The 26,066-nt window shown below is 48.1% G+C and carries 21 protein-coding genes; 18 read left to right on the top strand and 3 right to left on the bottom strand.

Features of this window, described 5'->3' with window-relative positions:
- The first annotated feature begins 94 nt into the window (after window positions 1-94).
- On the top strand, window positions 95-1,423 hold the full coding sequence (locus BFC18_RS02890) for an IS4 family transposase (RefSeq protein ID WP_070123693.1): 1,329 nt from the start codon (window positions 95-97) through the stop codon (window positions 1,421-1,423).
- Between the two features lie 117 nt (window positions 1,424-1,540).
- Here BFC18_RS02890 and BFC18_RS02885 read toward each other — a convergent pair whose 3' ends face one another.
- The 3 genes from BFC18_RS02885 to fadI form a co-directional block, all read right to left on the bottom strand.
- Window positions 1,541-1,747, bottom strand: a complete 207-nt coding sequence (locus BFC18_RS02885) for a hypothetical protein (RefSeq protein ID WP_070123692.1) — start codon at window positions 1,745-1,747, stop codon at window positions 1,541-1,543.
- Window positions 1,748-1,898: 151 nt separating this feature from the next.
- Window positions 1,899-4,055 (bottom strand): fatty acid oxidation complex subunit alpha FadJ, encoded by a 2,157-nt coding sequence (gene fadJ, locus BFC18_RS02880; protein ID WP_083272888.1) that lies wholly within the window; start codon window positions 4,053-4,055, stop codon window positions 1,899-1,901.
- Window positions 4,055-5,365 carry an acetyl-CoA C-acyltransferase FadI gene (fadI, locus tag BFC18_RS02875; RefSeq protein WP_070123691.1) on the bottom strand — a complete coding sequence of 437 codons (1,311 nt, stop codon included), beginning with the start codon at window positions 5,363-5,365 and terminating at the stop codon, window positions 4,055-4,057. The genes fadJ and fadI overlap by 1 nt, the downstream gene beginning before the upstream one ends.
- A 376-nt stretch (window positions 5,366-5,741) precedes the next feature.
- Between fadI and BFC18_RS02870 the strand changes: the two genes are divergently transcribed.
- The 17 genes from BFC18_RS02870 to BFC18_RS02790 all read left to right on the top strand — a co-directional run bounded on the left by BFC18_RS02870 (window position 5,742) and on the right by BFC18_RS02790 (window position 26,042).
- Entirely contained in the window at window positions 5,742-6,698 is a 957-nt protein-coding gene (locus tag BFC18_RS02870) for an AAA family ATPase (protein WP_070123690.1), read from the top strand.
- 4 nt (window positions 6,699-6,702) lie between these two features.
- Entirely contained in the window at window positions 6,703-7,647 is a 945-nt protein-coding gene (locus BFC18_RS02865) for a DUF58 domain-containing protein (RefSeq protein ID WP_070123689.1), read from the top strand.
- Window positions 7,647-8,174: a DUF4381 domain-containing protein gene (locus BFC18_RS02860; RefSeq protein WP_070123688.1), complete on the top strand. Its 528-nt coding sequence runs from the start codon at window positions 7,647-7,649 to the stop codon at window positions 8,172-8,174. The genes BFC18_RS02865 and BFC18_RS02860 overlap by 1 nt, the downstream gene beginning before the upstream one ends.
- Window positions 8,167-9,186: a vWA domain-containing protein gene (locus BFC18_RS02855; protein WP_070123687.1), complete on the top strand. Its 1,020-nt coding sequence runs from the start codon at window positions 8,167-8,169 to the stop codon at window positions 9,184-9,186. The genes BFC18_RS02860 and BFC18_RS02855 overlap by 8 nt, the downstream gene beginning before the upstream one ends.
- Window positions 9,183-11,147: a vWA domain-containing protein gene (locus tag BFC18_RS02850; protein ID WP_070123686.1), complete on the top strand. Its 1,965-nt coding sequence runs from the start codon at window positions 9,183-9,185 to the stop codon at window positions 11,145-11,147. The genes BFC18_RS02855 and BFC18_RS02850 overlap by 4 nt, the downstream gene beginning before the upstream one ends.
- 3 nt (window positions 11,148-11,150) lie before the next feature.
- On the top strand, window positions 11,151-12,875 hold the full coding sequence (locus BFC18_RS02845; RefSeq protein ID WP_070123685.1) for a BatD family protein: 1,725 nt from the start codon (window positions 11,151-11,153) through the stop codon (window positions 12,873-12,875).
- A 49-nt stretch (window positions 12,876-12,924) separates the two neighbouring features.
- Window positions 12,925-14,781: a DUF885 domain-containing protein gene (locus tag BFC18_RS02840; RefSeq protein ID WP_245680325.1), complete on the top strand. Its 1,857-nt coding sequence runs from the start codon at window positions 12,925-12,927 to the stop codon at window positions 14,779-14,781.
- A gap of 115 nt (window positions 14,782-14,896) precedes the next feature.
- Entirely contained in the window at window positions 14,897-15,412 is a 516-nt protein-coding gene (locus BFC18_RS02835) for a sigma-70 family RNA polymerase sigma factor (protein ID WP_070123683.1), read from the top strand.
- A complete protein-coding gene (locus BFC18_RS02830) occupies window positions 15,405-16,112 on the top strand; it encodes a DUF3379 family protein (protein WP_070123682.1) in 708 nt (235 codons plus the stop codon). Before BFC18_RS02835 ends, BFC18_RS02830 begins: the two co-directional genes overlap by 8 nt.
- 133 nt (window positions 16,113-16,245) lie before the next feature.
- Window positions 16,246-17,103: a type 2 periplasmic-binding domain-containing protein gene (locus BFC18_RS02825; protein WP_070123681.1), complete on the top strand. Its 858-nt coding sequence runs from the start codon at window positions 16,246-16,248 to the stop codon at window positions 17,101-17,103.
- 18 nt (window positions 17,104-17,121) lie between these two features.
- On the top strand, window positions 17,122-18,615 hold the full coding sequence (locus BFC18_RS02820) for a methyl-accepting chemotaxis protein (RefSeq protein ID WP_083272887.1): 1,494 nt from the start codon (window positions 17,122-17,124) through the stop codon (window positions 18,613-18,615).
- 136 nt (window positions 18,616-18,751) lie between these two features.
- Complete coding sequence (gene putP, locus BFC18_RS02815) at window positions 18,752-20,263, top strand: sodium/proline symporter PutP (RefSeq protein WP_070123679.1); 1,512 nt, start codon at window positions 18,752-18,754, stop codon at window positions 20,261-20,263.
- Window positions 20,264-20,585: 322 nt separating this feature from the next.
- Entirely contained in the window at window positions 20,586-21,500 is a 915-nt protein-coding gene (cysD, locus tag BFC18_RS02810) for a sulfate adenylyltransferase subunit CysD (protein WP_070123678.1), read from the top strand.
- Window positions 21,500-22,093, top strand: coding sequence for an adenylyl-sulfate kinase (gene cysC / locus BFC18_RS02805; protein WP_070123677.1), 594 nt, complete (start codon window positions 21,500-21,502; stop codon window positions 22,091-22,093). Before cysD ends, cysC begins: the two co-directional genes overlap by 1 nt.
- The gene (gene cysQ, locus BFC18_RS02800; RefSeq protein WP_070123676.1) at window positions 22,093-22,881 is read left to right on the top strand and encodes a 3'(2'),5'-bisphosphate nucleotidase CysQ; all 789 of its coding nucleotides are present in this window, start codon (window positions 22,093-22,095) and stop codon (window positions 22,879-22,881) included. The genes cysC and cysQ overlap by 1 nt, the downstream gene beginning before the upstream one ends.
- A 3-nt stretch (window positions 22,882-22,884) precedes the next feature.
- Entirely contained in the window at window positions 22,885-24,300 is a 1,416-nt protein-coding gene (gene cysN / locus BFC18_RS02795) for a sulfate adenylyltransferase subunit CysN (protein ID WP_070123675.1), read from the top strand.
- A gap of 17 nt (window positions 24,301-24,317) precedes the next feature.
- Window positions 24,318-26,042, top strand: coding sequence for an SLC13 family permease (locus BFC18_RS02790; RefSeq protein ID WP_070123674.1), 1,725 nt, complete (start codon window positions 24,318-24,320; stop codon window positions 26,040-26,042).
- Window positions 26,043-26,066: the final 24 nt, after the last annotated feature.

Raw genomic sequence — 26,066 nt, 5'->3', positions numbered from 1 at the left:
TAATGCCGATCAGTTAAGAATATTTTCATGATCGGTTGACCGATCTTTTAAAGGCTTCAAAATCCGATATCAGTTTCTGATATCGGATTTTTTTATGCCTTTACTTTCCAACCTCGATGAAACATTCAGTCATGCTGAAGATTTGAATACTATTGATAAGCTCATGTCTTTTGTTGACCCTGAACTGCTCCAGCAAGCTTATGATTTATCGGGTGTAGCGACCGTCAGACGTCGCCGGTTGCCGCTGGATTCCGTCGTTTTTACGATTGTGGGAATGAGCCTCTTCCGTAACGACCCTGTCTGGGATGTCGCGAATAAACTCGATGTTTCGCTGCCGGGTAAAAACCGCTTTGTTGCGCCCAGTGCGGTGGTGCAAGCCCGGCAACGACTGGGGGAGGAAGCTGTCGGTCACGTCTTTAAGTTAATGGCACAGCGAGCATTTGGAGAGTATGCCTTTGAACAGTGGTGTGGTTTAAATGTCCTGGCGGTTGATGGTGTGATGTTCCGTGCGCAGGATACCAATGAGAATCTTGATACATTTGGTTGTGACCGGAATGCTAAAGGTGATAATCCTTATCCGCAGGTACGCATGTGCAGCCTGATGGAAACGTCCAGCCATCTTCTATTAGCCAGTGAATTCGACAGTCGTGATGTCGGCGAGATGTCACTTGCAGAGCGCCTTGTTCCTTCGGTGCCAGATAACTCCCTGACTCTCTTTGACAGAGGATATTACTCGTTGGGATTACTCCATCTATGGATGACTAAAGGTGTGAATACCCACTGGATGCTGCCTGCTCGTAAAGATTTACAGTACACAGTAAAGCATCAACTAAGCGACCATGATGCTGTTGTCACACTGAAAACCTCGCCCCAGGCCAGAAAAAAATTTAGTGGCTTACCTGAGACCCTCGAAGCGAGATTGACCAGCTATGAAGTCGATGGAAAGACTTACCGTGTGCTTAGTTCAATGGTCAATGCGCTACAGTTTCCCTATGACGAAGTTGTCGATGTGTATGTTCAACGCTGGGAAATAGAGCTGGGCTTCAGGGAAATGAAACAAACGATGCATCAGGCAAAACTGACACTCCGAAGCAAGAAGCCGGAGATGGTACGACAGGAGCTCTGGGGGCTATTACTCGCCTACAACCTGATTCGAATGATGATGCTGGATGCTGTCAAAGATATGCCGGAGCTATCTCCGTCCCGACTCAGCTTCGGCTTATGCATGAGACACATTATTGTATTCTTCCTGTCAACCATTCCGGAAACCGTTACTAAGCTGCCCGTTCACTATGAATATCTGATGGAATCTCTGAGAATGATGAGGTTGCCCGACAAACGTCCAGACAGATATTACCCAAGAGCGGTGAGGAAAAAACCGACTAAATACCCCACAAAGAAAAAAGCCAGTCAGCTTAACTGACTGGCATTAAGAATCTTCTGGCTTTTTTTGTATCTGAAATTAGTAGTTAGTTCGCTTAGCATGCCCACGAACTATGAGTTCTCAGCCATATAGATGGCCTCTAGGGCGAAATAGCAATTAGGCTGGCAAGATAGGATTCCGGAAGCCAACAATCTGACGCCACAATAAGTAACGCTTCATGTTAAACAGCGGAAACAATGCGGGACCAAGTATTAAACCGGCTACCGCCCATCGCTTCGCATTCATACCTGCTTCAAACGCTGCCACATAAAAAGCCACTGCACTTAGCATTAATACACCCACAGCCAGAATTAATAATCCCATGACAGTAACCTCTTGATTCGTCGCGTCAATTAATTGACTACAAAATAAACAAAGCGAGCGAATTTTACTCAAATCAGTGAGAAAAGCCAGTTAAATAAGCTTTTAGCATAAAAAAACCGGGTCAAGCCCGGTTTTTTACATTATTTAAACATTAGTAAAACGTTTTTTGATCACTTTCCATTTTCACCAGGGTTTCTGCTGGTGCAAATTTCTGATCCACCGTTTCACTAAGTTGTGTCAGCTTATTGACGACATTCTGTACACCCAGGCTATCCATGTATCTGAAGGGGCCGCCAAGGAAAGGCGGAAAACCAATACCAAATATGGCACCAATATCGCCATCTCTGGCGCTGCGAATTACGCCCTCATCAAGGCAGCGAGCCGCCTCGTTCAGCATCATCAGTACGCAGCGCTCTGCAATCGCTTTTTCACTTAGCTTTTTCGACGGTGAAACACCCAGTACAGAGTAAATGCTCTCGTCTACTTCTTTACCTGGCTTTTTACCGCTGTATACATAGAAGCCTTTGCCGTTCTTCTTACCTTTGCGGTCATCTGCCAGGACTTTATCGAATGCGCCCGGCGCTTCGAATCGCGAGCCAAACTGCTCAACCAGGAAAGGAATGATCTTAGTGCCTACATCAATGCCCACTTCATCCAGCAACTTCACCGGCCCTACCGGAAAGCCAAACTTCACTAGAGACTTGTCGATATGGTCCACAGGCTCGCCTGCCAGCAGCAAACATGCCGCTTCGTTCATGTAAGGCGCCAGAATACGGTTGACATAGAAGCCGGCTCCGTCTTTCACCACAACAGGCGTTTTCCCCTGTTTACGGGCAAATTCCACCGTAGTCGATATGGTTTCATCCGATGTCTGCTCGTGCGCAATAACTTCAGCCAAGGGCATTTTGTCCACTGGCGAGAAATAGTGAAGTCCAATCACATTTTCTGGGCGAGCGGCCTTAGCGGCGATATCGGTGATCGGAATCGACGATGTATTCGATGCAAAGATGGTTTCAGGCTTACAGTGACGCTCAACGTCTGACACCATTTGCTGCTTCAGTGATAAATCTTCGAATACCGCCTCAATCACCATGTCTGCATCCTGAAACCCGTTATAGTTCAGACTACCGGTGAGTAGAGATAGTTGTTTTTGCATTTCACTGTTAAGCATGAAGCGTTTTTTCACTTCTTTGTTCAGAATGTCATAACTGTACTTCATGGCATTGGCGATACCGTCTTCGCGAACATCTTTGATGCGCACAGGCACATTGGCTTTTGTCGCAGTGACGTAAGCAATACCGCCGCCCATCAAACCGCCACCAAGAACACCAATTTTTCCGACTTTAGCGGGCTTAACGCCCTCTACACCGTGTTCCTTTTTCATGTCGGTGGTAGCAAAGAAAATTTGACGCAGTTGAAACGACTCTGGCGTCATCACCAGTTTGCCAAACGCATCAGCCTCGGCCTGAAGCCCTGCTCTCATCCCCTCATTTAAACCCGTTTCGATAACATCGATAATCATGCCTGGTGCCGGGTAATTACCTTTGGTTTTCGAAAATGTTTGTTCACGGGCCTTTTTAAATAAGATGTTACGACCAAAGCTGTTCTGCTCCAGCGCTTTGTTAACCAGGCCTTTTTGCGGTGCTTCACGTTTAGGTTTGCCTTTTAAAGCAAACTTCTGCGCCACTTCCAACAGCACACTTTGCGGCACCATGTCATCCACAATGCCATACTTCTTGGCCTGCTTAGCCCGGGCTGCTGAGCCCGTTAGCATCATTTTCATGGCTTGCTGTACACCAATAAGACGAGGTAAACGCTGTGTCCCGCCACTACCGGGTAACAAACCTAGCTGAACTTCAGGCAATCCAAGCTGCGTTTTTGGCGAATCAGAACAAATGCGGTAATGACAAGCCAGTGCCAGTTCCAGTCCACCACCTAATGCCGGGCCATGTATGGCGGCAACAAAGGTCGCGCGCATCTTTTCGATTCTATCGAAGACTGCCTGACCTCCCGCTGCCAATGCACGCGCATCTTTCTCGGTTTCGCAGGCCGCTAACATCGTGATATCCGCACCTGCAACAAACGATGAAGGCTTGCCACTTGTTAATACCACGCCTTTTATACTGCTGTCGGCATCAATTTCATCCAGCATGGCGGAGATTTCATCGCCAAACGCCGCCTTCAATGTGTTCATGGATTCGCCGGGTACATCCATGGTTAGTATGGCAACGCCGTTATCCTGCTTTGTCAACGTGAAGGCGTTTGTCTGCTCAGCAACGGTGTTTTTTTGCATGTCCTGTTCACTCATTATTCTGTCTCCACAATCATTGCTGCACCTAAGCCGCCCGCCGCACAAGCCGTCAACAGACCGCTACCGCCGCCACGACGTTGTAGTTCATTCAGCATTTGCGTGATCATTCGGGTACCTGTGGCTGCAAACGGGTGTCCGTAAGCGATTGAGCTACCCATGACATTAAATTTGTCCATATCGATTTCGCCGGTGGCTTTATCACGGCCCAGTTTTTCCCGTGCAAACTTATCGCTTGCAAACATCTTAACGTTGGCCAACGTCTGTGCCGCAAACGCTTCGTGCATTTCAATCAAAGTAAGGTCGTTTAGGGTCATACCTGCACGGTCTAAGGCCATGGGCGTGGCGTAAGATGGCCCCATGAGCATGTCTTCCCACACGTCAATTGCCGCAAACGCATAACTACGAATGTAGCCTAAAGGCGTGAAGCCCAGTGCTTTTGCTTTACTCTCTGTCATCATCAATACAGCTGAAGCACCATCGGTAAGTGGCGTGGCGTTTGCCGCAGTAACAGAACCGTACTTTTTATCGAACACCGGACGCAGTTTGGCATAGCCTTCCAGCTTAGAATCAAAGCGCACGTTGTTATCTTTTCCAAGAAATCCTTTGAAGGGTTCAGCGTAAGCCGTCATCACTTCGCTATCCAGCTTACCTTCGTTCCAACTCTCCGCTGCCAGCGAATGAGAGCGATGCGCTAATTCATCCTGTGCCTGACGGCTAATACCGTGTGATTTGGCCATCTGCTCGGCGGTCTGCCCCATGGATAAACCCGTGGAGTACTCGGCTACAGCAGGCGGCACGGGTAATAAGTCTTTTAACCCAAGGCGTTTAACAATGGCCCATTTTTGGCCCATGGTTTTGGCTTTCTGTAAATCCACCAGCGCCCGCGCTAATTTCTTAGACACACCAATTGGAGACACTGACGTTGAGTCGGCACCACCGGCCACTCCCACTTCAATATTTCCGGCCATCATACTTTCTGCAATACTCACCGTGCTTTGAAAACTGGTAGCACAGGCGCGGGAAACGCTGTAAGCATCGGTGTGCACATTCATGCCGGTACCCAACACAATTTCGCGAGCGATGTTCGGCGCTTCTGGCATCTGCACAACCTGACCATAAACCACCTGCTCTACTAATGAGGCTTCAACGTTGTTTCTGATAAGCAGTTCATTCACGACCATCTTGCCGAGGTCGACGGCAGGCACGCCGTGGAAATAGGTTGCCATTTTGGCAAAAGGGGTACGTAATCCCGCGACAATCGCGATCCTGTCACCGTTTCGTGTCGTGACTGATTGTTTAACTGTCATAAAGCACCTGATATGTGTGACCTAAGTGGTCTGACCTGTAAAGATATTGATTTTTACAAACTATGAACAAAATAGCAAATATCCCGTGCCTGCTGTTTGTCCTGAAAAATAGTTACCTTATCCAAGAGTTTGAAACCAATACGGTTTCGCAACATCACAACACGCAATTAAGGTTTAGGATATTTTTCTGATAACGACTTGAAGCAAAGGAATGGACCCTTATTATGTATAGGTACTATTTCATCGGTGTAAAAGGTTAGCTTAACCCGTTAAATATTTAATCGTTCGTTTGCACGGTCGCACAGAGCGCCACGGCGGTAACTTGTATTTCACCGTTGTGAATAAATTTGAAAAATAAAAAGTGGATTGAATCACTATGTCTGCAGAGCAGTTTCAACAGCTACATCGCTATCTGGATACTCAGATCATCGGACAGTCAGAGCTTACAAAAAGTTTGCTTATCGCCTTACTGGCAGATGGTCATATGCTGGTTGAGGGCCCTCCCGGCTTGGCAAAAACCCGTGCGATTAATGCCCTTGCCAATGGCATCGATGGCAATTTCCACCGAGTGCAGTTTACCCCTGATCTGCTACCCGCAGACTTGACTGGTACAGATATTTACCGCCCTGAAACCGGCGAATTCGTGTTTCAGCAAGGCCCCCTTTTTCACAACCTGGTTCTGGCTGATGAAATTAACCGGGCGCCAGCAAAAGTGCAGTCTGCGTTGCTTGAGGCCATGGCAGAGCGACAAATTACCGTAGGCAATAAAACCTATAAACTGTCGCCGTTATTTTTGGTGATGGCTACGCAAAACCCGCTCGAGCAAGAAGGTACGTATCCGCTGCCTGAGGCTCAACTTGACCGTTTTCTGATGCACGTGACGATTGACTATCCCGGTGCAGAAACAGAATTATCGATACTCCGTCTTACTCGCGACGAAGATTTAAAAAAGGCGCCGGTACAGGCCCCTTCACTCAGTCAGGATGATATTTTCAAGGCACGTAATGATGCCTTGTCACTGCACATGGCACCAGAGCTTGAAGAGTATTTGGTTCAAATCATTATGGCCACCCGAACGCCAGCTGCATTCGACCCGAAAATGGCCGACTGGATTGAAATGGGTGTGAGCCCCCGCGCAACCATCGCTCTTGATCGCTGTGCGCGGGCCCATGCTTGGTTGGCAGGTCGTGACTTTGTAGGCCCGGACGATATTCAAGCCGTTGCGCACAATGTATTGCGTCATCGTATGATTTTATCTTACGAAGCGGAAGCCGAGGGCGTTACCGTTGATCAGGTACTCGATAACATTCTGCGTTTGGTAGCAGTGCCTTAAGATCATGACAGCAGCACAACAGGCACTGGCATCGTTAAAAACCGACGGGGTACATCTGTCTCTCCCGGAGTTAATACGATATCAACAACTTACCCGTCTTCTGAATCAGAAACCTATGTCACCGCCCAGGGCAATGATGTCTGGCGGCTATCTCAGTCGTCAAAAAGGCCGCGGTATGGAGTTTGACGAAGCACGTCATTACCTGCCCGGCGATGACATTCGTGCCATTGACTGGCGGGTGACAGCACGTACCGGTAAAACGCATACCAAAATTTATCGTGAAGAACGAGAGCGCCCTGTATTCATACTGTGTGACCTAACCGCCAGTATGCAATTTGGTAGTCAGTTGTTGCTGAAATCCGTACAAGCAGCGCATATTGCAGCCTTACTGAGTTGGGCTGCCGCAGCCCGTGGCGATAAAGTTGGCGCGCTCATCTTCAACGATGACATGCACCGGGAGTGCAAACCGCTGTCTCGTCAACGCGCCGTTTTATCCATGTGCCACGAGCTTATCCGTGTACAAAGTAGTCCTGCAGCAAACCACAATTCCGGCGCATTTACCGATGCCTGCATGCGACTGCGTCGTTTGGCGAAGCCTGGCAGTCTGGTGTATTTAATTTCCGACTTCGAAAGTTTACAGCAAAGTGCCGAGCAACCGCTTAGCCACATAGCCCGACACTGCGATGTGCAAGCAATTCGGGTTGACGACCCCATGGATTTCTCACTGCCAGATGTGGCAATAGCACAACAGGTCAGTGTGACGGATGGGTTTACCGATCAAAGTTGGTTGCTAGGTGATAAATCGCTGAACAAGCGATACAGTCAATGGCGTGACAGCGTTAGCGTGAACATAGAAAAAACCTTCAAGTCCAAATTGGTAAAGTACAGCCGAATTTCTGCCGGACTCCCCCTCGATCAGCAAATGGAAGCATTAGGAGGGCGCAGGTAATGCCACAAACTGCAGCACCAAACCCGCTTGATCAATTAAAAGCCATCCACACGCCGACGGATGTCAGCGCCTGGCCTCTGGCCTGGGGTTGGTGGGTTATTATCATCGCGGTCATACTGTTGATTGTAAGCAGCATTTTGCTTTGGAAACGTTACCGTCAATTTACCCTGGCAAAGCGTCAGGCGTTATTGCTGGTTGAACAAATAGATCCCGAATCGCCAGACGCCATTGCCACGTTGAATCAGATATTAAAACGCGTCAGTCGCCACTACGATAGTGCCTCCAATGTGGCATCAATGTATGGTGATCAGTGGACAATCTATCTCATGAAGCGGTTGCCGGAAAAACATCAAGCCGCTACAGAGCAACCTTTCACTGACATGAATACGCTGCTCTATCAGAAATCAGCGGCCAACTCGCAGCAGACATCGAAAATTAAAGTCGCGGTATCCCACTGGATTCGCCACGCCAATATTTACTCATTCTCCTTACGTCGTTCAGTCAGGGAGCCTGCTACTCATGTTTGAATTTGCTTGGTGGTGGGTGTGGTTTGCCTTGCCTTTACCACTCCTGTTTTTATTACTTCCTGCGGTTCCGCGCTCGGAAGGCGCATCGTTGCGAGTACCCGCATTACTTCCAGGTGAAACGGCCAGCGGCCGTAAACCGGCTCGTTCCAAATGGATGTTAATTATCGCCCTGCTGGCGTGGTTATGCCTGGTTTTCGCAGCAGCACGTCCACAGTGGTTAGGAGAGCCGGTAAGCATTCCCGATGAAGGACGCGAGCTTATGCTGGCCGTCGATTTGTCCGGCAGTATGAAAATAGACGACATGGAAGTAAATGGTCGACAGGTTAACCGGTTGACCATGATTAAATCTGTGTTGCACGACTTTATCAAACGCCGGGTTGGCGATCGCCTCGGTTTAATTCTTTTTGCCGACACGGCTTATTTGCAAGCGCCACTAACGTATGACCGTCAAACTGTCGCTGACTTGCTCGACGAATCGGTCATCGGATTGGTGGGTGAACAAACGGCTATTGGTGATGCCATCGGCCTGGCAGTAAAACGTTTCAAGCAACGTGACGAATCTAATAATGTGGTGATTCTGCTCACAGACGGACAAAACACCGCGGGTAACATTACCCCGGCACAGGCAAAAGAACTCGCAGTGGAAAGTGGTGCGACGTTATACACCATCGGTGTAGGCGCCGACGAAATGCTTATTCGCAGCTTTTTTGGCAGCCGTCAGGTAAACCCTTCTCAGGAACTGGATGAAGCCATGCTGACTGATTTAGCCGAATCTACTGGTGGGCAGTATTTCAGAGCGCGCAATGCCGAAGAGCTGGAAAATATTTATCAGACGTTGGACCAACTTGAACCCATAAAAGGCGAAGCGAGGAAATTACGGCCTCGCACAGCATTATTCTTCTATCCCCTTGCGTTAGGGCTGTTGCTATCTGCCCTGCCCGCACTGATTTATTGCTTGAGAAATATGGGCTACCGTTTACGTGGTCAGGCGCGCTCAGGAGGTGGGGCATGAATTTTCCACTACAAGATTTCCATTTCTTAAGGCCCGAATGGTTTATTGCACTCATCCCGCTGCTGGTGATGCTACTGCTGATTAAGCGCTACCGCAAAAGTCAGTCTGGTTGGCAAAGTGTCATTCCGCCACATCTCTACGACCATCTGATTTCAGGAAAGGCTATTGCGAAAAAACAAGCTTCATTAAGCCTGCTCGGCTGGGGCTGGTTGCTGGCAGTAGTTGCTCTTGCTGGACCCACTTGGGAGCGTTTGCCGCAACCGGTTTTTCAGGTGCAGCAAGGTAATGTGGTGTTAATTGACATGTCGTTATCTATGCGTGCTACCGATGTGACACCCGACAGATTAACCCGGGCAAAATATAAAGCTATTGACCTTATCAATACCATTGATGAGGGTGAAATGGGCCTGGTGGCATATGCTGGTGATGCATTCACCATTAGCCCGTTAACTTCTGACGCGGCCAATATTACTGCGTTGTTGCCAAGCTTGAGCCCGGAAATCATGCCGGTACCGGGAAGCGATCCCTACTCTGGTATTCAGGCGGCTGCAGAATTGCTGTCTAATGCGGGCTATCAAAGTGGCAACATTTACTGGGTCACCGATGGGATTACTCTGTCACAGACACAGGACTTACAAGACCTCATCAATGACCTTCCGTTTACGGTGAACGTGCTAGGTATCGGTACCGAAGAAGGCGCGCCGATTCGTCAGTTAGATGGGCAACTGGTGAAAGACCAGCGTGGCCAGATTGTTATTCCTAAATTACGTGGTCAACAGTTAAAGGCAATCGCCAATACAAGTGGTGGTACTTATCGTAAATTCACCGCTGATGAATCTGACATTCGTGCGCTAACCCAACGGCAGGTATTGCGTGCAGATGCAGAGGAAACCGATGAACAAACCAATCAGGATGGCGACCAATGGGCGGAACTTGGCCCCTGGTTACTGATTGTATTGCTGCCCTTTGCTGCTTACGCCTTCCGTCGCGGGGTTTTGATTGCACTGCTTTTGACGCCGATGTTCTTGTCAGCCCCCCAACCTGCATTTGCACAATCGATGCCGACGATAGTAAACCAAGACCAGCAAGCCGCTTCAGAACCGGAAGTTCCCGCCACCCTATGGTATGAGAAGCCGTTTCTTAATCGCGACCAGCAGGGTTTAAAGGAATATTCCGCCGAGAATTATCAAACGGCTGAAGACACATTCCAATCCGCGCTATGGAAAGGCTCCGCTGCATACAATGCCGGCAATTATGAGGAAGCGCTGAAGCAATTCTCGCAATCTGACAGTACAGAGGCACTTTACAATCAAGGCAATGCGCTGGCTCAACTTAGTGAGCTTGATGATGCTATTCAGCGATACGATGAAGTACTGGCCCGTGATCCAGCTCATGCCGATGCGAAAGCCAATAAGGCGTTGCTGGAAGAAATGAAAAAACAGCAAGAGCAACAGGAACAGCAAGAGCGTCAAGATCAGCAACAGCAGGATGATCAGGAAAAGAATCAAGATCAGCAAAATCAAGACGGTCAGGACCAGCAGCAAAACCAAGATCAGCAACAAAGCGACAATCAGCAGCAAGACCAACAGCAACAACAAAATAGTCAACAGGATTCGTCGCAACAAGAGCAGCAGAACGGTCAGCAGGATGAATCTGAACAAGATAATCAACAGCAGCAAGATCAGCAATCCAACGAGTCTGAACAGGGTGAACCGGAGCAAGAGCAACAACAAGGTGAACAACCTGGTGACGAGCAGGAACAGGAAGGTGAACAGCAGGCTCAACAAGCTCAGGCACAACCCGCTGAACTGACTGATGAAGAGAAAGAAAAAATGCAAAGACTGGATAATTTGATGAAGCGAATTCCCGACGACCCGGCATTTTTGCTGAAACGTAAAATGCAATTGGAAGCGCAGCAGCGCCGTCGTCAGGGACCGCCGTCAAACCGGAGTGAGTGGTAGCAAATGAAAAAACTGATTGGATTAGGTTTAACGCTTTTTCTGGTGATGCAGTCGGCAGTTGCAGACGTCACCCGCGTTGAAGCAACGATAGACAAGAACCCGGTGATGGTGGATGAAGCCATTCAACTGACGGTAGTGGCAGAAGGCGATCCGGCACGGGAAGCATTCGATAGCTCAGCACTGCTGGGAGACTTCGTGGTCGGCCGTACATCGGTAAGTTCCAATACGCGGATTATCAATTTTGATAAACAGGAAACCGTAACCTGGACCACCACCCTATTTCCTCGTGGCGAAGGAAATTTCACGATTCCCGCCATCGACATTGAAGGCAAAAAAACCAAACCGATTACCGTTCGAGTCATTCCCGTGCAGTCTGGTAGCGATGAACCTGCCCGCGACTATTATCTCACCACTAATGTAAAATCGAGTGATGTGTATTTGCAGCAACAAATTCTGTACACCACGAAACTTTACCTGGCTTCAAACATTGAGCGCGGTAGCCTGCAAGCACCAGAACTTGAAAATGCACAAATCCAGCAATTAGGTGAAGACAAACAATACACTGATATTGTGAATGGCAAACGCTATCAAGTCATTGAACGAAACTTTGCTGTGGTGCCTCAATCATCAGGGACTTTTACCATCCGTGGGCCTGTTTTTAGTGGTGAAGTGTTGGCAGAAGACCCTAACGCCCGCTTTGGTTTTTTTAATCGTACCAAACGTATTAATCGCCGGGGTCCGGATATCTCAATTAACGTAAAACCTATCCCATCCGATATCGATTATTATTGGTTACCCAGTGAATATGTGGCGATTAACGAAGAATGGCCGGAACAGGAAGCGTTTACTGTTGGCGAGCCGGTTACCCGCACAATTACGCTAACGGCGGATGGTGTGGTAGAAGAACAACTGCCTGAACTGCCGCAAATGTATCCGCCTGACTTTAAGTTGTATCCTGATCAGGCCAACACAGCGACAATTAACCGTGGCAATCACCTGATTGCGAACCGCGTAGAAACCCTGGCGATGATTCCCACAAAGGCCGGAAAATTCGTGTTGCCTGAAGTGAAAGTGCCTTGGTTTAACGTGAAAACGGGCAATACCGAATACGCAACTTTACCTGCTCGTTCCATAGAAGTTGCCCCTGCTGCTGCCAGCGCAACACCTGCCGCTCCAGCGATACAGCAGCCCGCGGCTACGCCCCAACCGGCCTCCAAAGAGCCTGCAGCACAAACGCCCCCTTCAATAGTGAGCGGTGAATCGCAAAGCGGCGTTTCTATGCTCTGGATTTATGTCTTTGCATCATTGTGGCTACTTACCATTGTTGGATGGGTAATGACTGTTCTGTACTTCAAACGTAATCAGGCAGAACGGCCTCAAATTACGAGCCCGTCCGCAAGCACCTTTAATAGTAGTGAAAAGGAAGCGTTCAACACACTTTCTAAAACTATCGAAACGGGAACCCCCGGGCAAATTCAGCAGGCGTTGCACCGTTGGGTTATCTGTCACCTGAAAACTCTCAACTCGTCACAGTCGGTAGACAGTTGGCTAGCTCAATCTGGACTTCAGCCGCAGATTAACGCCATGCTGTCGTGTCAATATGGCGAAAACAGGCAGCAATGGGATAGAAAGGCACTGTTAAAGCGTATTAGTAGTGTTCGTGGGCAGCCAAAAAGCGCGTCCACAGCATCTCTTTCGCCGCTTTATCCGGAAGGCCGTTCATCGTAAATGCAGTGTCTTCCGTAATCATAATAATACGACTATGGGAGACACCTTTTTGAGCACAAATCGAAACCTAAAACTTACCCCGCTGGCGCTGCTGGTTGCAGCGCTTTCAGCTTGTTCACCTGCACCGGAAAACCCCGCTGACAACAGAGTTGAAGCCCCTACCGAAACCATCGCAAATCAGAGCGAATCTGAACGCCTGGAAGCCTTTTTTGCCCGTACATTTGAAGAAGATCTTAAACGTTCCCCACAATTTCAAAGTTACCTGGGCAAAAAATGGAATTATGGTGAGTGGGATGACATCAGCGATGAATATAAAGACCAAACCGCAGCACTGAAGCGAAACCGTCTTGAAGAGCTCGACGGTTTTAATACAGACGCCCTGAGCGAACAGGAAAAACTCAGTGTAGAACTCTATCGTTATGGTCTTAGCCGCGAACTGGCAAACGATGCGTTCCGACATCATACCTACATTGTTCAACAGTTCCGGGCAGCGCACACCCAGGTTCCGAGCTTCTTGGCGAACATTCACCAGGTTAAAGATGTATCCGATGCGAAAGCCTATATCTCCCGCCTCGATAAAGTGGATGAATATTTTGCGCAAGTTATTGAACAGATGAAAGTGCGGGAAGAAGCTGGCGTGTTTCCGCCAAAATGGTCTTATGACCAGATGGTGAAAGCGGCGCAAAACGTGATCACCGGCGCACCTTTCGACGCATCGGAAGCACCATCTGTGATCTGGGACGATTTCCAGAAAAAAGTGAACAAACTGGATATAGATGACGTTGAAAAACAAACCTTATTAGGTGAGGCAAAAGCCGCCCTTGTTACATCGGTTAAACCTGCCTATCAAGACCTCATTGCAGCATATAGCCAGCAGCGCCAGTTATCACCTGAAGGCGATGGCGTTTGGCGCTTACCCAATGCAGAACAGTGGTATGCCAATCGTCTTGCTTGGTACACCACTACCGACCTAAGCGCCGACGAGATCCATCAAATAGGCTTGGAGAATGTTGAGCGCATTCACAACGCCATGGAAACCATTAAACAACAGGTTGGTTTTGACGGCACGCTGACTGAATTTTTCGAGTTCATGCGTACCGATCCGCAGTTTTATTATGAAAACACCGATAAAGGGCGAGAGCAGTATCTCGCAGATGCAAAATCTGCGGTTGATAAGATGCGCGATGCGCTGCCAGACTATTTCGGTTTGCTGCCAAAAGCTGAAATGGTGGTGAAACGGGTAGAACCTTTCCGTGAACAATCGGCTGGGAAAGCTTTCTATCAAAGCCCGTCTCAGGATGGCAGCCGCCCGGGCACTTATTACGCTAATCTGTTCACCATGGAAGCCATGCCCAGTTATCAATTAGAAGCGTTGGCCTTTCATGAGGGCATTCCCGGCCACCATATGCAGCGGGCTATTGCTCAGGAGTTGGAGGGAATTCCTCAGTTTCAGAAGTTTCTGAGTGCAACCGCCTACACCGAGGGCTGGGGGTTGTATTCTGAAGAGCTGGCAAAGGATATGGGTTTCTATGAAGATCCCTATTCCGACTTTGGCCGTCTTGCCATGGAGCTCTGGCGCGCTTGTCGTCTGGTGGTCGACACCGGCATCCACGACAAACAATGGTCGCGAGAAGAAGCGATTCAGTATTTGCTAGATAACACACCAAACCCGAAGCACGATGTGGTAAAAGCCATTGAACGTTATATTGCTCTGCCTGGCCAGGCAACGGCTTACATGATTGGTAAGCTGAAAATCATGGAATTACGAGAAAATGCCAAGAACGCATTGGGAGACAAATTTTCCCTCTCGGGCTTCCACGATGAAGTGCTAAAAGATGGTCCGGTTCCCCTGTCTGTATTGGAACAAAAAATAGATAAATGGGTTAAACAACAGCAGTCAATGTAAGCAGCTTCCTTCAAAGGCAATCAGATTTCTGATTGCCTTCTTACCTTCACCCCTCTAGGCTAAAAATATTTAAAAAACACGAAAGTTTTCGCAGGTGCTGCGGGTCTACTCTTGCATGAAAGAAAAACAGCAAAGATACGAAACACTGGTGCATGCCTTTCATGGCGATATTTATCGCTATGCCTATTGGCTCACCCGTGACCCAACCATCGCCGAAGACGTGGTCCAGGAAACGTTCCTGCGGGCCTGGCGTTCTCTCGACGCGTTAAAAGATGAAAAGTCAGCAAAATCCTGGCTTATCACTATTGTGCGACGGGAAAATGCCCGGCGGTTTGAACGCAAACAATTAGATCTAGTCGATATAGATGATGTAAGTGTGTCTGATGATGCCTTCCACGCTGCGCCGCAGGATGAATCTGATGAGCTGCGCGTGCTAATTGCCCGCCTCCCCATGGACTATAGGGAGCCACTTCTTTTACAACTTTTATTTGGCTACTCCGGGGAAGAAATTGCTGAACAACTATCACTGAACAAGAACACGGTGATGACGCGATTGTTTCGTGCCCGGAATCAACTCAAAGACATGTTAGCGCAGGAATCTTCACAGCAAAGAGGTCGTCAAAATGGATGATTTAGAATTTCGGCGTCGTGTTTTCGCCAATCCAAACACGACTGACAAAGAGGTTGCGGTTATCGCTGCCAGAAATCCTGACAAAGCACAGTTAAAAAATAGCCTACAACAATTTGACGATGATCTGATGAAGGCATTAAAAGTGCAGGTCCCAGACAATTTAGCCCACAAACTTATTTGGGAGCAAAAGTCTGAGGAACTAAAGCGACACAAACGTCGGACACCCTGGTACATCGGTCTGGCTGCATCGATAGCTCTGACAATAGGTGTGACGGGCACTGTGGTGATGCACCGCGCTAATGTAAATATAGGTGAGGAAGCCCTTGCTCACATGCGCTATTCAGAAACCGAGCAATCTCATTCAGCGGTTGCGGTGAACATGGATCTCATCAACGCTAAGCTTGCCGGTTTTGGCGGCACATTGGTGTCATCCATTGGTAATGTGCGGGTAGCGAATTATTGTCACTTGAATACAACGCAGAGTCTACATTTGATCCTCGACACAGATCAGGGCCCCATGTCGGTGTTTATTATGCCGCAGAAACGCGACCAGAACGTCCCCGACGCGTTTGCTGACAATCAGTACCATGGTGAAAGCTGGGCGCTACAAAAAGCCAGTATTATGGTTGTGGGTGAAAAAGGTGCTGACTTAGCCCCGCTCATGCAAAAAGTAAAACGCAGTATTACCTTCTCAGCCTAAACTCCTCTTCATGTCGCCGCCGTGTCGCCGCAAAAATCGCTTTGCGGCGGCACTCACCTTGACTCACCTTTAAACGCGTCTATAACTTATAGAAGTTCAATTCTTACTGATCCATCGTTTACGTGAGAAGTTAATGCGTTTATCAATTAAGTCGTTAGCCATTTTCCTTATATTACTGGCCCTGCCGTTATCACAGGCTCAGGCATTGACCGTCAAGCTTAAAAAGATTGAAGAAGAGAAAGAGCAACTACTTCTCGATATCCTCACACTGGCCCTGTCTAAAACCGGTGAAGATATCAATTTTGCATTTGATACCGTTGCAAAAAATGAAGCACAAATGATGGCGGACATCGAAACCGGTGAAATGGATATCATGTGGGCCGGCGCATCTCAGGATAAAGATGAAAACATGCTGGCTGTGCGAATTCCGGCGTTAAAAGGGCTACTCGGGCACCGAATATTTATCATTCGGGAACAAGATAAAGGCACGTTCAAAAACATCAACACGCTAAACGATTTAAAACAACTAAAAGCCGGACAGGGTCGCTTTTGGGGAGATAGTGCTGTGCTGAAAAGTGCGCAAATCCCCCTTGTTACTACAACCAAATTTAACAACTTGTTCTCCATGCTAGAAGGCGGCAGGTTCGACTATTTTCCCCGGGCTGTTCACGAGCCTTGGGTGGAAGTAAATCGGTTTCCTGAGCTTAATCTTGTAATCGACGAAAACGTCATGCTCATTTATCCCTTCGCGATGTACTTCTATGTGAAGAAAGATAATCAATCGCTACACGACCTAATTTACAACGGTTTTAATACCGCCATCGAAGATGGCAGCTTTGATGACCTATTTTTTAGCAATCCTATGATTCAGGATGTGCTGACAAAGGCCAATTTGAAGCAACGCACCATTTTGAGAATTGATAATCCCGCCCTTCATGCCGACACACCGCTCGACAAAAAAGCGTATTGGTTGGATGTATCTGCACATTAATCTTGGAACAGACAACAAATGACGTCGATTAAACAAAGAAGTATGATTTTACTGGCTGGCGTATCTGCCGCCGTAATGGTGATTGCTTTTATAGTGGCCTACATGTTCACCTCGATGTATTTTAATCATCAGCGGGATGAACAAATTGAAGATACCACCACCATGTTGGCAGTGGTGCTTCAGGAACCGGTGTTTTCATACGATCAGGAATTAACCAGCAATATCCTGACGTCTTTCGTTAAATTGCCCTATGTGCAAACGGTAAAAGCTTACGACCACCGCGGCAGAGCCATTGGTAAGGCCAGCGCAAACGCGCCCGTCCCGTCAACCGATCAGGTACTGAACAAAAAAATCGATGTGATCTGGAATGGTCAACAAAAGGTGGGCGTGCTTGACATCACATTCAGACTGGACAGCAATGAGGGCTTACTCAACGCTACGAAAGCGATGTTTATCATTCTCGCGATCATTATTCTTCTTACTTTGCAGATAGTGAACTGGTTTGTCCTTGGACGCTACGTAATTAAGCCGGTTAATCAGGTTGTAGAAGCATTACGGGGCATCGCCAAAGGTGACGGCGATTTAACCATGCGATTAAAAATTAAAACCGAAGATGAAATTGGTCAGTTGGCTCAGGCGTTCAACCAGTTTATTGGTAATTTGCAAACACTTATTGCGGAAATCATTCAGCACACGAATGATTTAAAACTATGTGCTACGGGCATCCACAATAGTGCCGGCAGTAACCATTCCTCAACCACCACGCAAAAAACAGAAACGGCGCAGGTTGCTGCGGCACTCACCGAACTAACTAAAGCGATAGAAGAAGTGGCGTCTAATGCCAGCATCACCTCTGAAAAAACCAATCAATGTAACGAGTTGGCTATTAACGGTAATAATATTGTTCAAAAAACCATTGGTGAAATCAAACATCTTGGGAAAGAAATTGGTGAAACATCACTGGAAATCAATGCGTTAAAAAATAGAAGCGACCAAATCAACACCATTTTGGTGGTGATTAAGGGAATTGCAGAACAGACCAACCTGCTGGCCTTAAACGCGGCCATCGAAGCTGCCCGTGCGGGTGAAATGGGCCGGGGTTTTGCTGTGGTTGCCGACGAAGTTCGCGCACTGGCTCAACGCACGCAGGCATCGACGGCTGAAATCGAAGAAGTCATTAAGGAGCTTCAATCTTCTTCAGATAACTCCAGTCGCATGATGGAAACCACCAGAGCAACCCTCACAGATACCATTGATGAATCATCAGCGGCCATAGATGCGCTGGATAAGATCATTACCAATGTTAAAACCATCAATGACATGAATGCCCAGGTTGCAAATTCCGCCGTAGAGCAAAATCAAGTCGCAACACGGTTAAATGCGAAGGTAGAAGCCATTAATTCCCTGGCAGGATCTGTGTCTGAAAATGCAGACAAGGTCGGGTTACTTAGTGAACAATTGAACGATATTAGCGGTAATATCGAAAGTAAGGTTCGTCGATTCAGAGTTTAAACAAATCATGTAACCCATTGTTTTTAAAATAATTGAAAAGAAAAGCGCCCCGAATTTCACGACAGATAAACCAGACTGCCATAGAGACTGTATCTACTTCCTGTTAGCATGAAAGAAAAAAACAGGAAGGAATACGATGGAAATAAGTACGATAATCTCCCTGGGCATCTATTTTGCGGTCATGCTCGGTATAGGGTTATTCTCATACCGACAAACAGATACCAGCGTTGAAGGTTACATGCTCGGCGGTCGTCAATTAGGCCCTGCGGTTACCGCGTTATCTGCCGGTGCGTCAGACATGAGTGGCTGGATGCTAATGGGTCTGCCCGGTGCGATGTATGTATCTGGAATATCCTCTGGCTGGATAGCCGTTGGCTTGGTGGCTGGCGCATTCGCCAACTATATACTGGTGGCTCCTCGCCTGCGTATTTACACAGAAATTGCTAATAACGCAGTTACACTCCCCGATTACTTTGAGAACCGCTTTGCCGATAACAGCCGCTTGTTGCGGGTTATTGCCTCTGTGGTAATTGTCATCTTTTTTACCCTGTACACCTCCTCGGGCGTTGTAGCTGGCGGTAAATTGTTTGAAAGCTCATTTGGCCTCAGTTATGAAACCGGTTTGTATGTTACTACCGGCGTGGTGGTTGCCTACACCCTGTTCGGTGGCTTTATGGCGGTAAGTATTACCGATTTCGTGCAAGGCTGTATCATGTTCGTGTCACTGGTTATGGTACCCGTTGTAGTGATCATGGAGCTGGGCGGATTTGGACAAGCCGTTGACGCCGTTTCAACCATCAACCCACAACTGTTTGACCCGTTCACCGATGCTGATAGCGGCGAGGCACTGTCGCTTATTGGTATCGTGTCTTTACTCGCCTGGGGTCTAGGTTACTTTGGTCAACCGCACATTATTGTGCGTTTTATGGCCATTCGTTCGGTGGGCGATGTGCCAACCGCGCGTCGTATCGGTATGAGCTGGATGATTGTGTCTATCATTGGTGCGCTGATGACGGGTCTGTTCGGACTGGCCTATGTTACCGCGAACAGCAACACCATTGATCCCGAGACCATTTTTATCCACCTGTCTCAATTGCTGTTCCACCCGTTTATCGGCGGATTCCTATTGGCAGCGATTCTGGCCGCCATCATGAGCACAATTTCCTCTCAACTGTTGGTGACCTCAAGTTCATTAACCAGTGACTTCTATCAAGCATTCCTGCGTCGTGATGCGTCAGACAAGGAGTTAGTTTTGGCTGGACGAGGTTCGGTTATCCTTGTTGCTCTGGTTTCAATTTATCTGGCTTACGACAGAGACAGTACGATTCTGTCACTGGTAAGTAATGCTTGGGCTGGCTTTGGTGCTGCGTTTGGCCCACTCGTCCTGTTTAGCTTGTTTAAACGTGATATGACCCGCAGAGCAGCGCTAGGCGGTATGATTGTGGGTGCGGTTACGGTGCTGCTTTGGATTTACCTGCCATTCACTATTGGCGGTGAAAGCTTGAGTAGCTGGATGTACGAAATCGTTCCAGGATTTATTCTATCTAGTTTGACCATCATCATTCTGAGTAAGAGTGGAACGCCTAGAGAGGGTGTGGTCGATGTGTTTGATGCATTTAGTGCAAAGCTGACTGAATTTAAGAAGTAGATGAACTTATAGGATGGGGCGGCGTATTCATTGAAGATTGCATCGCTTTAGAACCTGACATAACGCTGCGAAACATGGCAGCTAAATCAGACATGATGTGCGCCGAAAGATACTGCACTTCTCAACGAGAAACAGCCATCCAATAAGCATATCCTGACCAAAGCCGCTCTCCTGAGCGGCTTTTTAGTATGACGATTTCGTTTCAATGTAATAAAACGGCTATTTTGTATAGCAAATTGGCATTACGACTTTCTGATCTAAATATGTTAGGGTTCTATACATATAATTGTTTAGCATATAACCCCAACAATCGGACTCGAAAATGACACTTGATATACCGTCTATTACCCATCTGAAACAACTCGAAGCCGAGAGCATCCACATTTTCCGTGAAGTTGCTGCCGAATTTGATAATCCGGTCATGTTATATTCCGTCGGAAAGGATTCCTCTGTTCTTTTACACTTGGCTCGTAAGGCCTTTGCCCCAGGCAAAATCCCCTTCCCACTGCTGCACGTTGACACCACGTGGAAATTCCACGAAATGATAGAGTTCCGTGACCAGCAAGCTGAGAAACACGGCTTCGATCTGCTGGTCCACATCAACCAGGAAGGTGTTGATGCCGGTGTTGGTCCGTTCAGCCACGGTAGTGCAAAGCACACAGACATCATGAAAACCGCTTCTTTAAAGCAAGCACTGAACAAGTATAAGTTCGATGCTGCATTCGGTGGTGCCCGTCGTGACGAAGAAAAATCACGAGCGAAAGAACGTGTTTACTCGTTCCGTGACAGCAACCACCGCTGGGACCCTAAAAACCAGCGTCCAGAGCTGTGGAACATCTACAACTCATCAGTAAACAAAGGCGAAAGTATCCGTGTATTCCCAATGTCTAACTGGACTGAGCTGGACATCTGGCAGTACATCTACCTGGAAAACATCGATATCCCTTCACTGTACCTGGCGAAGCCACGTCCGGTTGTAGAACGCGATGGCGTATTAATTATGGTTGATGACGACCGTATGCCACTTGAAGAAGGTGAAACACCAGAAATGCGTTCAGTACGTTTCCGTACCTTAGGTTGTTACCCGCTGACCGGTGCTGTTGAGTCTGAAGCTGCGACACTGCCTGAAGTTATTCAGGAAATGCTGCTGACCAAGACTTCTGAGCGTCAGGGCCGTGTTATCGACCACGATAGCTCCGGTTCTATGGAGAAGAAGAAGATGGAAGGGTACTTCTAATGTCGACGGATATCGTATGGCACAAGTACGAGGTCAATAAAAAGACCCGTGCCGAAAGCCTTGGTCAGACGCCACGTGTACTGTGGCTGACAGGCTTCAGCGGTTCCGGTAAATCCACCATTTCGAACCTGCTGGAGCAAAAATTCCAGGAACAGGGCAAGCACACGTATCTGCTGGATGGCGATAACGTACGTCACGGATTATGTGGCGACCTGGGCTTTAGTGATGAAGACCGCGTTGAAAACATTCGCCGTGTTAGTGAAGTGGCAAAATTGTTTGTCGATTCTGGTGTAATTGTGCTCACTGCATTTATCTCCCCGTTCCAGGCCGACCGCGACTTATGTCGTGATCTGCTTGAAGAAGGTGAGTTTGTGGAAGTCTTTATCGATACGCCATTGGACGTGTGTGAATCCCGCGATCCTAAAGGGCTTTACAAGAAAGCCCGCGCAGGTGAAATCAAACATTTCACCGGTATCTCTTCCACCTATGAAGCACCGGTGAACCCGGAGATCCACCTGACGTACAAAGATGAGCCAGCAGAACAAACTGCAGAGCGTTTGTACGCCATGCTTGAAGAAAAAGGACTTGTGTAATGGCATTACCTGATCCATTAGCAGAAAAAATTCTCGCCATCAGCAAACAAGCTGGTGACAAAATCATGGAAATCTATGAGAAAGATTTCGCCATTTATGAAAAGGAAGATACCAGCCCGCTGACAGAAGCGGATCTGGCTGCACACAACGTTATCGTTGCTGGCTTAGAAGCGGTATCTCACCTCCCTATCCTGTCAGAAGAATCTGCGGATATTCCTTGGGATGAGCGTCGTGGCTGGGATAAATACTGGCTAGTTGATCCGCTGGATGGCACTAAAGAATTCATCAAGAAGAACGGTGAATTCACAGTAAACATCGCCCTTATCGAAAACGGTAAGCCTGTCATGGGTGTGGTTTACGCCCCGGCCCTGAAACGTTCTTACATCGGTATTGACGGACAAGGCGCGTGGATTGAAAACGAAGCCGGTTTTGCACCGATTTCCGCGAAGAAACACGCAGACGGTGAAGTCTGGAAAGTGGTAGGCAGTCGTTCTCACCAGAGCCCTGAAATCCAGAAACTGCTGGAAGATCTTGGCGGTGAAGCGGAGTTAGTTGCCATGGGCAGTTCATTGAAACTGTGCCTGGTCGCTTCTGGTGAAGCCCACCTGTATCCGCGTTTAGGCCCCACATCTGAATGGGATACCGGCGCAGCCCACGCGGTTGCCACCGCAGCAGGTGCAAAGGTCACTGTGCTGGATGGTGCAAACCCGCTAGCCGAAGATGCCCCTGACCTGACGTATAACCAGAAAGAATCTGTGTTGAACCCTTATTTCTTAGTGAGCGCATAAGCAATGAATGTAGATAACGAATTATTGAAAGAAGACGTTCTGGGCTACCTGGAACAACACGAAAAGAAAGACCTGCTGCGCTTTCTGACCTGCGGTAGTGTAGACGATGGTAAAAGTACGCTGATTGGCCGTTTGCTTCATGACTCAAAAATGATTTATGAAGATCAGCTTGCGGCTATTACTAAAGACAGTAAAAAGAGCGGCACCACCGGTGACAAAGTTGACCTGGCGCTGCTGGTTGACGGTCTGCAGTCTGAACGTGAGCAAGGTATCACTATCGACGTCGCGTACCGCTACTTCTCTACCGACAAGCGTAAGTTCATCATTGCGGATACCCCGGGACACGAACAGTACACCCGTAACATGGTTACCGGTGCGTCTACCTGTGATTTGGCTATTTTGATGGTTGACGCCCGTGCAGGAGTGAAAACTCAGACCCGCCGTCACTCGTTCCTCGCCAGCCTTTTGGGCATTAAGCACGTTATCGTTGCAGTGAACAAAATGGACTTGATGGGCTTCAGCGAGAAAGTATTTGAAGACATCAAAGCGGACTTCCTGAAGTTCTCTGAAAACCTGAACATCCCTGATATTCAGTTCATCCCGCTGTCAGCTCTCGAAGGTGACAACGTGGTAAACCGCAGCGAACAATCGCCCTGGTATACTGGCAAGCCATTAATGGAAATGCTGGAAACCATTGAAATCGGTAATGATGACAACAAAGACGACTTCCGATTCCCGGTTCAGTATGTAAACCGTCCTAACCTGGATTTCCGTGGTTTTGCCGGTACCGTGGTATCCGGTCAGGTTGCGCCCGGTGATGAAATCACTGCCCTGCCTTCCATGAAGACTTCAAAGGTTAAATCTATCGTAACGTTTGAAGGCGATCAGGAGCGTGCTTACGTACCTCAGGCTGTGACGTTAACACTGGAAGATGAAATCGATATCTCCCGTGGTGACATGATTGTTAAGTCTGACAATTTACCGCTGCTGTCCAGCCAGTTTAAATCTCACCTGGTATGGATGTCTGAAGAGCCGATGATGCCGCATAAACAGTATCTGTTTAAATTTGCGACCAAATCGACTTCAGGTTCTGTATCAGAAGTAGAGTATCAGATTGATGTTAACACCATGGAACACAAGCCGGGTGCGCATCTTAACCTGAACGAAATTGGCGTAGTTGACCTGAAATTCACTCAGCCAGTTGCCTGTGACAGCTACGAGCGCAATCGCGCAACCGGTGCCTTTATCGTTATCGATCGTCTGACAAACGGTACGGTAGGTGCAGGTATGATTATCGACCAGTTGGCCGAAGACAAGCAGCACAAAACTCCAGAATTCTCAGCGTTTGAACTGGAATTCAACGAGTTGGTACGCAAGCACTTCCCACACTGGAACGCGCTCGACATCAGCAAACTGTAACAGCCGGAACGGTTTAAATGGATGTCAACCAGATCATGGTGCTGGGGGTTTTCTTCAGCACCATTTTTGCGCTAGTCGCTACCAACACGCGTCCGTCGACCATCTTTGCGGCGGCCATGTTGATTTTGCTGGTCACTCAGCAAATAACCTTTGACGAAATACTGCAAAACCTTACCAATAAAGGTCTGATCACACTTATTCTGCTATTGCTGGTGAGCAGTGCTATCGATAAGACGGCATTGATAAAGCAAATTGGTCGCAAACTTATTGCCCCAAGTTTTGCCCTCTCCTACTGGCGTTTATTCGGCTTGACCTTCTTCTCCTCTGCCTTACTCAACAACACGGCAGTGGTAGCAAGTTTAATAGGCCCGGTAAAACAGAATCAGTATCACCCGTCATCCCGCTTACTTATCCCACTTTCTTATGCCGCTATTCTTGGTGGAACGGTCACGTTAATTGGTACTTCTACCAACCTGATTGTAGATTCGTTTCTGCAGGAACACGGTCATCCGGGTTTTGCCTTCTGGGATTTCACCCTTTATGGCCTTACTGCGGGTTTAAGCTGTGGTTTGCTGATGTTCGTGCTAGCCAGTCTGCTACCGGATATTGCCAACAAGAAAACCGATTACCGGTCTTATATTGTTGAAGCGGAAGTAGAAGCGGGCTCTGAACTGATTGGTAAATCGGTGGAAGACAATCACCTTCGTAATCTGCCTGAGCTGTTCCTGGTAGAGATCGTTCGTGACCGTCAGTTGATCACGCCGGTGTCTCCAGACTTCATTATTGAACAAGGCGACAAATTGATATTCTCTGGTAACGTGCAGAAGCTGGACAATTTAAGCCACATTAAAGGCTTAACCATGTTCGCTGAAGCCGACGGCATTCTTCGCGAAAACCTTACCGAAGTGATTATATCTAACCGCGCGCAAATCATCGGCCAAACCATCAAAGCGCTCGGCTTCCGTGCGTTATTTGATGCTGCGGTGGTGGCGATTCGCCGGGATGGTGAGCAGCTATCGGGCAAGCTTGGTGAAATAAAATTGCAGGCGGGTGACTTTTTACTGTTAGCCACCGGTCCGGATTTCCAGACTCGCCAGAATTTGTCGAAAAACTTCTTTATCCTCTCGGAGCAGAAGATCACCCGACCACTGTCAAACTGGCAGGAATGGATCACCATGGGTGGTTTCTTAATGGTAGTTGCCCTATCAGCAACGGATATACTTAGCCTCGGCATAGGACTGCTGTTCTTTGCTGCGGTGCTTATCGCGGCCAAAGTAACCAGCAATGGCGAAATTAAACGCAATCTACCACTCAACCTCATCGTGGTGATTGTTGGCGCGTTAAGCCTTGCCAGTGCGCTTGAAAACGTCGGCGTGATAAGTATGAGCACCGAAATGCTGATGCCGTACTTGTCTGACACCAACTGGTTTGTTGCGCTGATTGTAGTGTATGTCGCTACCTTGCTGCTTACCGAGTTTGTCACCAACAATGCGGCGGCAGCGCTGATGTTCCCGTTTGCGTATGGTGTAGCTGGCCTCATTGGTGCGCCTCTGATGCCATTCGCACTGGCTGTCGCATTCGCGGCCAGTGCCAGTTTCATTTCGCCTTACGGCTATCAGACGAACTTGCTGGTGTATAACGCGGCGAACTATCGGTTCTCCCACTTTATTAAAATTGGGCTACCCATATCGCTAACCTACAGCAGCATAGTGCTCATCTTACTGAATATGACGTATTTCTGAGATGACTAAGCGTGAATAAGTCAA

Source organism: Alteromonas confluentis, from assembly GCF_001757105.1.
Lineage (GTDB): Bacteria > Pseudomonadota > Gammaproteobacteria > Enterobacterales > Alteromonadaceae > Alteromonas > Alteromonas confluentis.
Note: the sequence above shows the minus strand (reverse complement) of the source record. Positions and strands in the feature narration are given on the sequence as shown.

Excerpts from the sequence above, each read along its gene's own strand:
- BFC18_RS02890 (WP_070123693.1), top strand. The coding sequence starts at position 95 with ATGCCTTTACTTTCCAACCTCGATGAAACATTCAGTCATGCTGAAGAT.
- BFC18_RS02885 (WP_070123692.1), bottom strand. The coding sequence starts at position 1,747 with ATGGGATTATTAATTCTGGCTGTGGGTGTATTAATGCTAAGTGCAGTG.
- fadJ (WP_083272888.1), bottom strand. The coding sequence starts at position 4,055 with ATGAGTGAACAGGACATGCAAAAAAACACCGTTGCTGAGCAGACAAAC.
- fadI (WP_070123691.1), bottom strand. The coding sequence starts at position 5,365 with ATGACAGTTAAACAATCAGTCACGACACGAAACGGTGACAGGATCGCG.
- BFC18_RS02870 (WP_070123690.1), top strand. The coding sequence starts at position 5,742 with ATGTCTGCAGAGCAGTTTCAACAGCTACATCGCTATCTGGATACTCAG.
- BFC18_RS02865 (WP_070123689.1), top strand. The coding sequence starts at position 6,703 with ATGACAGCAGCACAACAGGCACTGGCATCGTTAAAAACCGACGGGGTA.
- BFC18_RS02860 (WP_070123688.1), top strand. The coding sequence starts at position 7,647 with ATGCCACAAACTGCAGCACCAAACCCGCTTGATCAATTAAAAGCCATC.
- BFC18_RS02855 (WP_070123687.1), top strand. The coding sequence starts at position 8,167 with ATGTTTGAATTTGCTTGGTGGTGGGTGTGGTTTGCCTTGCCTTTACCA.
- BFC18_RS02850 (WP_070123686.1), top strand. The coding sequence starts at position 9,183 with ATGAATTTTCCACTACAAGATTTCCATTTCTTAAGGCCCGAATGGTTT.
- BFC18_RS02845 (WP_070123685.1), top strand. The coding sequence starts at position 11,151 with ATGAAAAAACTGATTGGATTAGGTTTAACGCTTTTTCTGGTGATGCAG.
- BFC18_RS02835 (WP_070123683.1), top strand. The coding sequence starts at position 14,897 with ATGAAAGAAAAACAGCAAAGATACGAAACACTGGTGCATGCCTTTCAT.
- BFC18_RS02830 (WP_070123682.1), top strand. The coding sequence starts at position 15,405 with ATGGATGATTTAGAATTTCGGCGTCGTGTTTTCGCCAATCCAAACACG.
- BFC18_RS02825 (WP_070123681.1), top strand. The coding sequence starts at position 16,246 with ATGCGTTTATCAATTAAGTCGTTAGCCATTTTCCTTATATTACTGGCC.
- BFC18_RS02820 (WP_083272887.1), top strand. The coding sequence starts at position 17,122 with ATGACGTCGATTAAACAAAGAAGTATGATTTTACTGGCTGGCGTATCT.
- putP (WP_070123679.1), top strand. The coding sequence starts at position 18,752 with ATGGAAATAAGTACGATAATCTCCCTGGGCATCTATTTTGCGGTCATG.
- cysD (WP_070123678.1), top strand. The coding sequence starts at position 20,586 with ATGACACTTGATATACCGTCTATTACCCATCTGAAACAACTCGAAGCC.
- cysC (WP_070123677.1), top strand. The coding sequence starts at position 21,500 with ATGTCGACGGATATCGTATGGCACAAGTACGAGGTCAATAAAAAGACC.
- cysQ (WP_070123676.1), top strand. The coding sequence starts at position 22,093 with ATGGCATTACCTGATCCATTAGCAGAAAAAATTCTCGCCATCAGCAAA.
- cysN (WP_070123675.1), top strand. The coding sequence starts at position 22,885 with ATGAATGTAGATAACGAATTATTGAAAGAAGACGTTCTGGGCTACCTG.
- BFC18_RS02790 (WP_070123674.1), top strand. The coding sequence starts at position 24,318 with ATGGATGTCAACCAGATCATGGTGCTGGGGGTTTTCTTCAGCACCATT.